Genomic DNA, 12,338 nt, shown 5'->3' with positions numbered 1-12,338 from the left:
CCGGCCCCTGCTGAACCGCTTGAAGCGGTCGGCTTGCCGCTTACCGCTTCAGGCAATTACCCGCGCATACACCGACCGGTCCACATTCCCGCCGGACAGAATAACCCCGACCGTTTTCCCTGCCATGGCCCGGCGTTCCTGAATGAGCGCCGCCAGTGCAGCGGCCCCTGCGCCTTCGGCGAGGTTGTGGGTGTCGGTGTAGTACACGCGCATGGCCACGGCAATCTCGTCTTCGCTGACGGCGACAATGCGCTCCGCCCCTACGCTGTAAATGGCGAAGGCCGCCGGAACGGGTCGGCGCACGGCGAGGCCGTCGGCAAAGGTGTTCGCCGACGGGGTTTGCAATATGGTGCCTTCCTCGAACGACCACTTGGCGGCCGCCGCCTCGGTGGACACGACACCGACCACCCGGGTTTTCAGGCCCAGCGCGTCGCGGGCGGCAATCACCCCGCAAATCCCTGATCCACACCCGACAGGCACGTAAACCGTGTGCAGATCCGGCGCTCCCAGGAACAATTCCAGCGCATACGTGGCCACGCCCTTGAGCAGCTCGATGTGGAAAGGCGGGACCAAATAGTGCCCATGCACGTCCGCCAGCCGCGCGGCTTCCTCCCGGGCTTCGTCGAAATCCCGGCCGCATTCGATCACGTTGGCGCCGAGCGCGCGCATGGCGTTGTTCTTTTCCGGGGAGTTGCCTTCCGGCACCACGATCAACGCACTCAAGCCCAGCGCACTAGCGGCCAGCGCCAGGCTCTGACCGTGGTTGCCGCGCGTCGCCGTGACGATGCCCCTGACGCTCGGGTAGGTACGCTTGAGCCAGTGCATGAAGGTAATCCCGCCGCGCACTTTGAAGGCGCCAGTGGGCGTGTGGTTTTCGTGTTTGACCCACACCGTGCTGTTCAGCCGCTGAGCCAGTAACGGCCAGGCATATTGAGCGGTCGGCGGCATGACCTCATACACCTGGCGAGCGGCCTGTTCGATATCGTTGCGGGTCAGTCCGTGCATGGGGCGACTACTCCTCAAAATCGTGTCCTCCAAAAGGTGGCCCAGTCTAGGCAGACCCACGCCGCGCCGGCTTTCAGAAAACTGACCTGACTTTTGCCGAATCACTTGATTACTATCAAGGCCATGAACCCGACAAAACTCACCCCTGCCCCGCTCCCGTCTGAACCGGTTCGCCGTGTCGAGGCAGGCCCGTGGATGATCGAATTGCTCCCTGCCGCCGCTTACGCCACGCGCTATGTGGCGACCCAGGCGGTGGTCGGCTTTGCCTTCGAAAGTCAGCGCGGCCTGCACGCCATCGGCAGCGACCGGGTGCACCCCTTCGACGCGGTGCCTAATGGATTGGCGTTCGTGCCTGCCGGTTGCGACGTGTTGTCGGCGTCGCCCACGGGCGGTGAATACCTGCGGCTGCTGCGCACTGACGGGCTGGCGCTGGCGGGCGACCACGCCTTCAATAACCGCATTGACCCCCAGGCGATCGCCCTCGCCATGAAGATGCGCGCAGCGCTGTTGCAGACGTCGGCGGCAGACGATTGGGAGGGCTGGGCGCTGGCCCTGGCCGACCGGATCGACGACAAAAGCGCTGTCGACGCGCCGCTGCAAGGGTTGATAAACGCCAGCCGGATGCGCAGACTCGATGAGTTCATCGACGCCGGTCTCGACGGCCCGCTGGGGGTGCAGGCGATGGCGCAGGTGCTGGGGTTGTCCGAGGGCTATTTCATGCGGGCCTTCAAGCACACCACCGGCAAAAGCCCCCACAGTTATCTGATCGACCGACGCCTGGCCAAGGCCAGAGCCCTGATGCGTGACTCAACGGCGAGACTGGCCGAGATCGCCCACGGCTGTGGCTTCAGCTCCCAGGCGCATATGGCGACGGCCTTTCGCCAGCGCATGGGCATCAGCCCGGCGAAGCTGCGCAGTCAGTTGTCGCCGTGACCGACCTCGCGTTCACCAACCGTGGCGCTGCAGCACCGCGTGGATGACGGGATGTCGATCAATGACCCCGAGGGCGGCGTAAAACTCGGGCCGCGACCTTCCCAGATGCTCCCGCGCCCCACTCCACTGGCTGACCATGCAGGCGAGGACCTCAACGGCGCCGGGCGCATGTGGGTGCCAGGCAACCGGGTTGTCAAACACATCGCTGAACACCTCCCACTGACTGTGCAGCTTGCGCGTCGCCCCCGCGACCAAGCGGTCTAAATGGTCAGGCTCGCCGTCCGGCAGCCACCGTTCCGGGTAGTCGATCAGTCCAATGGACGCGTAGCAGTTGGTGGTGAGGTACGCCAGGGCCCGGAGTTGCTGGGCACGTTCATGGACGTCGTGAGACAAGAGGCCGGACAGCGGAAAGGCCAGGCCCAGGTGGGTGAGGATGGCCGCGCTCTCCGTCAGCACGCCGTCGCCGGGGATGACCAGCGTCGGCACCTGCATCAACGGGTTCAGACGTTTGAGCTCATCGCGCCCAGCGCCGGCCGCCTGCGAACTGGCGCCCACCAGGCGGTAATCAGCGCCGCACAGCGTGAGCGCCATCTCGATGGCGGCCGAGCCGGATCTGTCGGCCCCGAATAATGTGAACATGCTGTCTCCGGTTTTCATCAGGCGTTATTGCCGTGGCGTCGTTGCCACTCATCGACCACATCGCCCAGGGTCTTGGCGCTGTCGTTGCGTATCCAGGCCATGAAGTCACGGTCGAACTTGAAGGCCGGCCCGCACTGCGCGGTCATGAAACGACGCACGTTCTGGGTGTTTCGGTAATCGTGAGTAACCCGGGTTTCTCGGGAAAGCGATTCGCTGTGCCAGTCAAATGCCATGGGGCTCAATCCAGGTGAGGGGGTCGCGCACAGTCTAGTCGGCAAACACGCGCTGTCGCGCCTCGCCGGTCGCGGGATCCATTCCACATTAGTTTCAACTATCCCCCCCTCCTACAGTCACACACTCATTCCCGCCCATTGACTGATGATGTTTCCGCATGAGTTTCATTCTTTGCATGACCGTCTTCGGTGTCCTGCTGATGCTGCTGGCACTGACTTCTTCCTATCTGCGCTGGCTGCCGGTCACGACGTCGGCGGTGTGCCTGGCGTTTGGCGCCGCGATCGGGCCCTGGGGCCTGGACATCGCGCAGCTCGACATCCGCGATGCGCGCCACTGGCTGGAACGGCTGACTGAGATCGCCGTGTTGTTCTCGCTGTTCAACACCGGCATCAAGCTGCGCCTGCCCCTGCACCGCAGCGGCTGGTATTCGGCGTACCTGCTGGCAGGGCCAGTGATGCTGGCGACCATTGCCGGCGTCAGCCTGGCAGCCCATTACCTGTTCGGCCTGTCATGGCCCATCTCCTTGCTGCTCGGTGCCATGCTCTCGCCCACCGACCCGGTGCTGGCCGGTCTGGTGCAGGTCAACAGCGCCCAGGACCTGGATCGGGTGCGCTTCGGCCTGTCCGGTGAGGCCGGGCTCAACGACGGCACTGCGTTCCCCTTCGTAATTTTCGCCCTGATGTTCATCACCCACGGTTTTTCGGATTTCGACTGGACCCAGGGCTGGCTGCTGAAAAACATCGTCTGGGGCGTACCCGTCGGGCTGATGCTGGGTTACGGCCTGGGCCGTGGCGTCGGTCATCTGATGATCTACCTGCGCATCAAGAACGCCGACAGCACCCTGTCGCCCAACGACTTCCTCGCCCTGGCGCTGATTGCCATTGCCTACGTCACCGCCGAAGGCCTCGGCGCCTACGGATTCCTGGCGGTGTTCGCGGCGGGCATTGGCGTGCGTCACGCCGAATCCAACGCCACCCAATCGGAGGTGCCGTCGGAACACGTGGCCATCCCGATGGTGGGGCACACCCACAGCGATCCGGAGTCGGCGATCATGGGCGATCGCGATGCGCTCTCAGACAGTCAGCTCGCCGCCGGCGTGATGATGGGCGACATGATGGTCTTCGGCAGCCTGGTGGAGCGCGCGATGGAGGTGCTGCTGATCACCCTTCTCGGCGCCGCCCTCGCCAGTTACTGGGACTGGCGCGCGGTCGGGCTGGGGCTGGCGCTGTTCTGCGTGATTCGGCCGTTGAGCGTCTGGCTGTTAATCAGTGGCAAACTGCTGACCCGCCCGCAAAAAGCCCTGGTGGGCTGGTTCGGCATTCGCGGCATCGGCACGCTGTACTACCTCTGCTATGCGCTGACCCACGGTCTGCCGGCCGAGTCAGTCCACACCACCATCAGCCTGACATTGTCCGTGGTGGCGCTGAGCATTCTGCTGCATGGCATCAGCATTCAGCCTCTGCTGGAGCGCTACGAGCGCAGCATCACCCGGGCCGCCAAAGACTGACCTCAAGACCGCGTCCGCTTCCCTTTATGGAAGCGGCTGCACGATCAAAAGCCCCATGATAGACAGCGTCGATGAGCCTATCGGAACAAGCGATTGGACGCTCAAGGGTGCGATCGGTAGCGTGCTCACTAATTGATCAGGTCTTTTGAGCGTCCTCTGCAATGCGGTTTAACGTCGCAGCAGCGCGCCCAACAGGGATCGGCGCCGTGTCGGCTGACACCCCCGCGCACCAAGACTGGATGCTTGAACCCCTCTTTCGTTTTCGTGCCGCCGGCGGGTTCAGCCGCGGTGCGGTCCATTGCTTGTGAGCCTGAAAGCCTATGTCCATCAATACACCGCAGCAGATCGCCGAGATCACCATTGAAGCCGGCGTGAAAAAGTCCCATATGCCGACCGCGGCAATTCTGGTGCTGGGCTTTCTCGCCGGCGCGTTCATCGCCCTGGGCTTTTTGCTGGACATCCATGTCAGCACGATGATCCCGGCGCCCTGGGCGTCACTGGGCAATCTGATGGGCGCTGCGGTGTTCCCGATCGGGCTGATTCTGGTGATCCTGGCCGGCGGTGAGTTGCTGACCGGCAACATGATGAGCCTGCCCACTGCCATGTTCGCCGGGCGCATTCCGCTGTCGGCGGTGGCGCGCAACTGGGCGCTGGTGACCCTGGCCAACCTGCTGGGCGCGCTGTTCGTCGCGTACTTCTTCGGCCATGTGCTGGGGCTGACCGAAGGCGCGTATCTGGCCAAAACCCTGGCCATCGCCAAGGCCAAGGCCAGCGCGGATTTTGCCCAGGCGTTTATTTCCGGCATCGGTTGCAACTGGCTGGTGTGTCTGGCGGTCTGGTTGTCGTATGCCAGTAAAGACGTGACCGGCAAGATCCTCGGTATGTGGTTCCCGATCATGGCCTTCGTCGCCATCGGCTTCCAGCACGTGGTCGCCAACATGTTCGTGATTCCGGCAGCGATCTTTGCCGACGCATTGAGCTGGACCGAATTCGTTGAAAACTTCGTTGCGGTGTTCCTGGGCAATGCCGTGGGGGGTGCAATTTTCGTCGGGCTCGCGTATTACGTGTCCTATTCGAAAGCCATTCAGGCTTCGGCAACCGGTGTCACTGCTGCGTCCATCGAGCAGCAGACCGGTAGCCAGATTTAACGCTGCAGCCGCGCGCCTCATTTCCCGAGGCGCGCACCCTGTTTCTGCCACGCGTCACGTTGTCGAGAGTAATCAATGTCAGATCGAGTCCTGATGGACAGCTATTCACGCAAGGTCGATTACGTCCGCATGTCGGTGACGGATCGCTGCGATTTCCGCTGCGTGTATTGCATGGCCGAGGACATGACGTTCCTCCCCCGTCAGCAGATTCTCTCCCTCGAAGAAATCCATCAACTGGCCGAGCGCTTCGTCGCGCTGGGCACAAAGAAGATTCGTCTGACCGGCGGTGAGCCACTGGTGCGCTCCGGCATCGTCGGGCTGGTTCGCAGCATTGCCGCCCTGCCCGGCCTGCGCGAACTGTGCATGACCACCAACGGCTCGCAGCTCGACAAACTCGCCGTGCCGCTGTTCGAAGCCGGCCTCAAGCGCCTCAACATCAGCCTCGACAGCCTTGACCCGGCGCGCTTCAAGGAACTGACCCGCACCGGTGAGCTGAGCAAGGTCATCGCCGGGATCGACGCCGCCAACGCGGCCGGTTTCGAGCGCACCAAGCTCAACTGCGTGGTGATGCAGGGCCGCAACGACCACGAGATCAATGATCTGGTGGCCTTCGCCATTGATCGTGGCGTCGACATCACGTTTATCGAAGAGATGCCCCTCGGGACCATCAGCGAGCACAGCCGCGCCGAGTCGTTCTACTCCAGCGAGCAGGTCCGCGAGCGCATCGCCGAGCGCTACACCCTGGTGCATTCCACCGAGTCTACGTCCGGGCCCTCGCGCTACTGGCGGGTGGCCGAGGCGCCGCACATCCGCATCGGCTTCATCTCGCCCCACAGCCATAACTTCTGCGCAACCTGCAACCGGGTTCGGGTCACGGTGGAAGGTCGTCTGTTGCTGTGCCTGGGTAACGAGCATTCCGCCGACCTGAAAGCCGTGCTCCGGGCCAATCCGGGTCAACCGGACAAGCTCGAAAAAGCCATCGTCAACGCCATGCAGTTGAAGCCGTGGAAGCACAACTTCGAGCTCAACGATGACGTCCAGGTGGTGCGCTTCATGAACATGACCGGCGGCTGAATACGCCCTGGTTGCTCAGCGGTTAGCCCATGATGAAAAGCCTGGCGGCCTCCATCCCTCAGGCCAAGAGTCCTTGCTGAACGCCTTCGGCGAGTGACTTGGAAAAGCCCCCCTTTCAAGAGCTTCCCGGCTGAAGCCGGTCCTACAGTCACGTGGTGTTTTAGTGGGACCGGCTTCAGATGGTCCTACGGCACGCGGTGTCTTTAGTAGGACCGGCTTCAATTGGGCCTACGGCACGCGGTGTTTTAGTGGGACCGGCTTCAGCCGGGAAGAGGTCGGCTTGACCACCCTCAATTTCCTGGCAACACAACCCATGTGGGAGTGAGCTTGCTCACGAAGACGGCGTTTCAGACGCCGAAGATTTAATCGTGCTCACGCCCCGCCTGGACAGCGCGCAAAGCGCCTTACCCCTCCCGGCCACCGCGGCTCAGTGCACCCAGGCGAGCGGAGATCGACTGCATGCCTTTGCCCAGTTCGCGCAGGGTGCCGGCGTCCCGCGCGCCTTGTTCGCTGGAGGCGTGAATGCGCACGGCCAGTTCGTTGATTTCGTGGGTGACATGGCTTTGCTCCTGGGCGGCCACGGCGATCTGATGGGCGCGCTGAACGATGTCGTCGAAGCTGAAGACGGTGGTGCCCAGTGTCGCGGCGACGTCGACCGCCTGCTGCACCGACTCACGGGTGCGGGTGGCACCGTTTTGCATCGTCGAGACCGCCGCACTGGAGGCCTGACGCAGTTGCGAGATCATCTCCTGAATCTCGTTCGCCGACGCCTGGGTTCGCCCGGCGAGGGTGCGCACCTCATCAGCCACCACCGCAAAACCACGCCCCTGCTCCCCTGCCCGCGCCGCTTCAATGGCGGCGTTCAGGGCCAGCAGGTTGGTCTGCTGGGAGATCGACTTGATCACCTCCAGCACACTGCCCACGCGCTCGATATCATCGCCCAGCTGGGTGATGGCGCCCGCCGCCCCGGCAATGTCCGTCGCCAGGACTTCGATGGACTGACTGTTGCTGTTGACCTGATCCTGGCTCTTCTGCGCATCGCCCAGGGAACGGCGGGCGGTGTCGGAGCAGTCTGTGGTGTTCTGGGCGACTTCATTGGCACTGGCCGACATCTCGGTGATCGCGGTGGCCAGCAGCGTATTGTCCTGACGCTGGGATTCGGCCCGTTCGGCGACGCCTTGGGACAACTGCGCCAGCTCGTTGGCCTGACGCTCCAGAGACACCGATTCCTCGGCGATGCGGTGCAGCATGTCGCGCAGGGAACCGGCATAGCGGTTGACCGACTCACGCAACGCGCCGATCTCGTCGGCGCGCAAAATCGCCAGTTGAGTGTCAGTCTGACCGCCTTGGCCCAGGCTTGAGATCTGAGCAGTGGTTTCCTCCAGTTGCGCCAGCAGCCGCTTGCCGGCCAGCCAGGCCAGACCCAGCAGCACGCCCAAAAGCGGCAACAGGAACAACAGAATCTGTCCGGTGAGGCGGTTGGCCAGGCCGACAACCCGGGCTTCCGGGGTCACAAGCCCAATGCGCCAGCCCGTGCCGGCCATGGTCGCCAGGGTGACGTAGGCCGGGCCGTTGAGCCGACCGTCGTGCTCAATCCGCAGGGTCGAGAGGGCCGAGGTGTTGCTCGCTAGCTGATCAGCCACCGGCTTGAACCAGGTTTGCTCCTGGCTCAATCCGGTAATGGTCAACAGGCTCTTGGTGCCCTTCGCATCAGGGAAATACAGCAGATTCCCTGACGGATCGACCGCAAAGGCGTAGCCGTCGGTGACGCCGCCTTTGTCTTTGAGGAACGCCGCCAGACCGTCCAGCTTCAGGTCGATGGTCGCGACACCGGCGAACGCGCCCTGGGCCCGGTAAGGCACGCTGCAGGTGGTCATTGCCACGCCGCTGACCGGGTCCTGATACGCATCGGACCAGACGCAACGCCCTGCCGGTGCGGACTTGGCCCCGGTGTACCAGGACTCAGCCTGATAAGGCGGCGTTTTGGCCTGGTTGTATTCGTCCGAGAAATCCAGCCGGTTGGCGGGGTCGCGGGCCCAGAAAAAACTGCGGCGCTCGGTGCCTGCCGCAAAGGCGTTGGGCTCCGGCCATACGCCGCCACCGGCAATGGCGGAATCCCCCTGGCTGTCGATCAGGCCGGGGAAATTGCTCATGTACAGGGTTTCGTCGTGGGGCAGCGTCTCTGCCAGCAGCGCCATGGCCGCCGCCGTCCCTTCGATGCGGCTCAACGGTAACGCCAGCTGACGGGTGATGGCGCTGGCTGACTGCTCCGCCGACTCGGTGCCGGCAGCCACCAGCTGGGGTTTGCCGCCCAGGGTCATGACCGCGTAAATCGCCACCGCCGTCAGCACCAGCAATGTCAGGATCCCCAGGGTCATTCGTCCAGCGATGCGGCGAGGAATCAACGACATGGTCAAGCTCCGAAGGAAATGTAGGGCTACATTTGCAACGGCCGTGACAGGCAAAAGTTGAAGCCGGACAGGTGTTTAAGCGACCTGAGCGACAGGAGGTCATAGGATGACTCGCCTAACGTCAGCCCTCCCCGCCCCGGTCAGACTTCCATGGCGTCCCGCGCCACCCGAACGTGGTCAGGCAGTTCTGCGGCATGTTCCATCAGCCACGCATCCAGCGTATGCCCGACATGGGTCAGCACGGCCTGTTCGGGCTTGAGCGCCTCAATGATCTGCAGCGCCAGGTTCACATCGTTGTGGTTGCGCGGCGTCTGCGGCTGAGGGGGCATGGAGCAGTCGAGGACCAGCACGTCGAGCGCCTCGCGCTGCAGAAAGGCCTGGGCGTCATGGGGCAAGCCGACGGTGTCAGTGAGGTACGCGATCCGCCGTCCCCCGCCTTCCAGCAAATAACCCAGCGTCGGTTTGGAGTGCAGCAGCGGCAGCGCGGTGACCTGGAGTTCGCCGAGGGCGCGGCTTTCGAAGGGCATGAAAGGCTGGCTGAAATCGAGAATGCCCGGGTGCTTGTACAGGTCCGATAATCCTTCCGGGTCGACCGGGCCGTGCACCGGAATCACAAGGCCCTGGCCCCAGCGCAGGTGCAGCAGGCCCTGGGCATGGTCGGCGTGGTAGTGGGTTTGCAGGATGCCGCTGAGGCTGCGGGGCGGGAAGCGTTCGGTCAGGTCGGGCAAACCGCTGTCGATCAGCCAGCGTTGGTCGCCCAGTGCTACCAGCGCGCAGCACGGACGGCGGCGCAGGCGTTGGTCGGCATGGGCGGCGCGGCAGGCGGCGCACTCACAGCCATAGACCGGCACTTGTCGCGCATCCCCCGTGCCCAACAGGGTCAGACGCATGCGGGGGCGCGCTCCAGTCGCTGCAGCAATCGGGCGACCGTTTGCTCAAGGGCGCCGGAGTTGTCGAGCACGATCATTGACGGGTCACTCATCTGCAAATCGTCAGCGAACTGGGCATTGCGCGCCAGTCGGGTTTCGATCTCATCCGCCGATTCCCGCGCCCGACTGAGCAATCGATCCCGCAATACCGATTGATCCACCGTCAGCAGCACCACCCACAGTGACGGATAACGCGACCGCGCGTGGGGCAGATGGCCGCGCGAGCCGTTGACCAGGACGTCGTGCCCGTCGGCCAGCCATTGGTCGATCTCGTTGGGGATGCCGTAATGCAGGCCGTTGGCGAACCAGCTCAAGGCAAACGCGCCCTGGGCCTGCAGGGCCTCGAAACGCTCGACGCTGACGGCCTGGGCCGCTTCGCCCTTGGCTTCTGCCGAGCGGGTAATGACCCGCCGCACGATCCGGCAGTCCCGCGCGGCCAATGCCTCCCGGGCCGCGTCCAGCAGGCTGTCCTTGCCCGAACCCGACGGCCCGATGAGATAGATCAACCTGCCTGCCATCAGAACACCCTCTTCGCTTGTCGCCAGACTTGTTGAATGATCGGCAGTGTGCCCACAGCCCGGGCGTGGATCAGGTCGGCGCGCAGGCCGACGCGGATCTCGCCGCGATCCTGCAAGCCCGCCGAACGGGCCGGCGCCAGGCTGACCGTGGTCACCGCACGCGCCAGCCCGGCGCCTGTCGAGTCGTCCGCTGACACCTGCGACTCATCCAACTGGGCGCCCAGGGTGAACGCCGCCTGCAACAGGCTGGCCGGATAGTAATCGCTGGAGAGAATATCCAGTAGCCCTTCTTCGGCCAATGTCGCCGCCGCGATGTTGCCCGAGTGCGAGCCGCCACGGACGATGTTCGGCGCGCCCATCAACACGCTCATGCCCAGACGCCGGCAGCCCTGCGCCGCTTCAAGCGTGGTCGGGAACTCGGCGATGCTCATGCCGTAGGCCGCCGATTCCTCGACATGGGCCAGGGTGGCGTCGTCGTGACTGGCCACCGAGAGTCCGCGTGCCAGGCAGATATCGACAATCGCCCGGCGATAACGGTCGCTGTAGGTCTTCGAGTTGGCGACCTGCTCGACAATGAAGGCGTCCATCTGCTCGCTGCTCAGGTGGTATTTGCCCATGTAGTACTCACGGTACTTGGATTCCAGGGCGAACTGGCGCTGGCCCGGCGAATGGTCCATCACCGACACCAGCTGCACCAGGGGCTGCTCGACCAGGTCGCGGAACACGCTGAGGGTGTCCGGGTGACAGACCTCGCAGCGCAGGTGCAGGCGGTGCTCGGCGCGGGTCATGTCGGCGGCGTTGGCCTTGGCGATCGCCTCGACCATGCCCGGCAGTTGCTGCATGCGCTTGCCCTTGGGGTTGACGTCGCCGATGGACAGCGCGTCGAACACCGTGGTGATGCCCGCCGCGATGATTTGCGCGTCGTGGCTCATGACCGCCGACGCTGACGGCCAATCCACACCGGGGCGCGGGCTCAGGTGTTTTTCCAGGTTGTCGGTGTGCAGCTCGACCAGCCCCGGCAGCAGGTAATCGCCATTGAGGTTCTGCGCCTGGGGCAACTGGCTGATGCCCTCGTCGATTTCGCTGATCAACCCGTCACGCAGCACCACGGTGCCGCTGAAGACGCGCTCGGCGGTGACGATCTTGGCGTGGGTCAGGATCTCTTCGTTCAGCATTGTTCGGTCTCCTTCGGGCTCGATGCCATCGATGCCATTGAGGCTTGCGGGTCAAGATCGGGCGGGGTCATGTTCAGATGACGGTCGGACACCGCTTCCCGGGCCAGACGGTCGTGGAAGATGCCGATCACCGCAGCACCGGCGCCCTTCGCTTCATTGATCAATTCGAGGACCACCTGACGGTTGCCGTCGTCCAGCGACGCGGTCGGCTCGTCCAGCAGCATCACCGGCCACGGCACCATGAAGCCGCGGGCGATGTTGACGCGCTGCTGTTCGCCGCCGGAAAACGTCCCCGGCGCCAGTTGCCACAGGCGCTGGGGAATGTTCAGCCGGGCGAGCAGATGCTCGGCGCGGACCTGGGCGTCTTCATGCTTCCAGCCACGGGCCAGCGCCGGTTCCATGACCACCTCGACGGTGGCGACGCGGGGAATCACCCGCAGAAACTGGCTGACGTAGCCGAGGGTTTGCTGCCGCACTTGCAGCACCTCGCGCGGCGAAGCGCCGACCAGTTCCAGCCACTCGCCCTGATGCTGCACGCGAATGCTGCCACCGGCCGGCAAGTAGTTGCCGTAGAGGGTGCGCAGCAGCGTGCTTTTGCCCGCGCCGGAATGGCCGTGGAGCACCAGGCACTCGCCGCCGCTGACGGAGAAATTCAGGCCGCGCAGCACGTTGAGCACCACGCCGTTCTGCTGGTGCAGGGTGAAGGTTTTCGAGAGGTCACGGACCTCGATCAGCGTGTTCATTGAAGGCATCCCGAAAGTCGGA

At 64.1% G+C, this 12,338-nt stretch carries 11 protein-coding genes and 2 pseudogenes; 4 read left to right on the top strand and 9 right to left on the bottom strand.

Translation table 11 applies throughout. From position 1 onward, the window contains the following. Positions 1-48 precede the first annotated feature (48 nt). Complete coding sequence (locus tag SLW74_RS21720; RefSeq protein ID WP_410930067.1) at positions 49-1,005, bottom strand: threonine dehydratase; 957 nt, start codon at positions 1,003-1,005, stop codon at positions 49-51. A 123-nt stretch (positions 1,006-1,128) separates the two neighbouring features. Between SLW74_RS21720 and SLW74_RS21715 the strand changes: the two genes are divergently transcribed. After that, complete coding sequence (locus tag SLW74_RS21715) at positions 1,129-1,938, top strand: helix-turn-helix transcriptional regulator (RefSeq protein WP_410930095.1); 810 nt, start codon at positions 1,129-1,131, stop codon at positions 1,936-1,938. Between the two features lie 12 nt (positions 1,939-1,950). Here SLW74_RS21715 and SLW74_RS21710 read toward each other — a convergent pair whose 3' ends face one another. Together SLW74_RS21710 and SLW74_RS21705 are read right to left on the bottom strand one after the other, a co-directional pair. Beyond that, positions 1,951-2,577, bottom strand: coding sequence for a glutathione S-transferase (locus SLW74_RS21710; protein ID WP_410930066.1), 627 nt, complete (start codon positions 2,575-2,577; stop codon positions 1,951-1,953). A 17-nt stretch (positions 2,578-2,594) separates the two neighbouring features. Continuing rightward, positions 2,595-2,810 (bottom strand): DUF6434 domain-containing protein, encoded by a 216-nt coding sequence (locus SLW74_RS21705; protein ID WP_410930065.1) that lies wholly within the window; start codon positions 2,808-2,810, stop codon positions 2,595-2,597. Between the two features lie 158 nt (positions 2,811-2,968). Here SLW74_RS21705 and SLW74_RS21700 point away from each other — a divergent pair, with 158 nt between their 5' ends. From SLW74_RS21700 to moaA, 3 genes are all read left to right on the top strand, one after another. Further along, complete coding sequence (locus SLW74_RS21700; RefSeq protein ID WP_410930064.1) at positions 2,969-4,318, top strand: cation:proton antiporter; 1,350 nt, start codon at positions 2,969-2,971, stop codon at positions 4,316-4,318. A gap of 320 nt (positions 4,319-4,638) precedes the next feature. Beyond that, positions 4,639-5,466, top strand: a complete 828-nt coding sequence (locus SLW74_RS21695; protein ID WP_410930063.1) for a formate/nitrite transporter family protein — start codon at positions 4,639-4,641, stop codon at positions 5,464-5,466. A 75-nt stretch (positions 5,467-5,541) separates the two neighbouring features. Then, positions 5,542-6,540, top strand: coding sequence for a GTP 3',8-cyclase MoaA (gene moaA, locus SLW74_RS21690; protein ID WP_410930062.1), 999 nt, complete (start codon positions 5,542-5,544; stop codon positions 6,538-6,540). Between the two features lie 404 nt (positions 6,541-6,944). Here moaA and SLW74_RS21685 read toward each other — a convergent pair. The 6 genes and pseudogenes from SLW74_RS21685 to phnL all read right to left on the bottom strand — a co-directional run. Further along, positions 6,945-7,544, bottom strand: a pseudogene (locus SLW74_RS21685) (methyl-accepting chemotaxis protein); the annotation flags it as partial. Positions 7,545-8,069: 525 nt separating this feature from the next. Next, positions 8,070-8,693: pseudogene (locus SLW74_RS21680) on the bottom strand (cache domain-containing protein); the annotation flags it as partial. A gap of 398 nt (positions 8,694-9,091) precedes the next feature. Beyond that, positions 9,092-9,841, bottom strand: coding sequence for a phosphonate metabolism protein PhnP (phnP, locus tag SLW74_RS21675; RefSeq protein ID WP_410930061.1), 750 nt, complete (start codon positions 9,839-9,841; stop codon positions 9,092-9,094). Next, positions 9,832-10,398: a phosphonate metabolism protein/1,5-bisphosphokinase (PRPP-forming) PhnN gene (gene phnN, locus SLW74_RS21670; protein ID WP_410930060.1), complete on the bottom strand. Its 567-nt coding sequence runs from the start codon at positions 10,396-10,398 to the stop codon at positions 9,832-9,834. Before phnN ends, phnP begins: the two co-directional genes overlap by 10 nt. After that, positions 10,398-11,573 (bottom strand): alpha-D-ribose 1-methylphosphonate 5-triphosphate diphosphatase, encoded by a 1,176-nt coding sequence (locus SLW74_RS21665; RefSeq protein ID WP_410930059.1) that lies wholly within the window; start codon positions 11,571-11,573, stop codon positions 10,398-10,400. Before SLW74_RS21665 ends, phnN begins: the two co-directional genes overlap by 1 nt. Continuing rightward, positions 11,567-12,316 (bottom strand): phosphonate C-P lyase system protein PhnL, encoded by a 750-nt coding sequence (gene phnL, locus SLW74_RS21660; RefSeq protein ID WP_410930058.1) that lies wholly within the window; start codon positions 12,314-12,316, stop codon positions 11,567-11,569. The genes SLW74_RS21665 and phnL overlap by 7 nt, the downstream gene beginning before the upstream one ends. Between the last annotated feature and the right edge of the window lie 22 nt (positions 12,317-12,338).

It is taken from the genome of Pseudomonas sp. W5-36, assembly GCF_046540455.1.
GTDB classification, from domain to species: Bacteria; Pseudomonadota; Gammaproteobacteria; order Pseudomonadales; family Pseudomonadaceae; genus Aquipseudomonas; species Aquipseudomonas graminis_B.
This window is presented reverse-complemented; position numbering and strand designations above follow the sequence as displayed.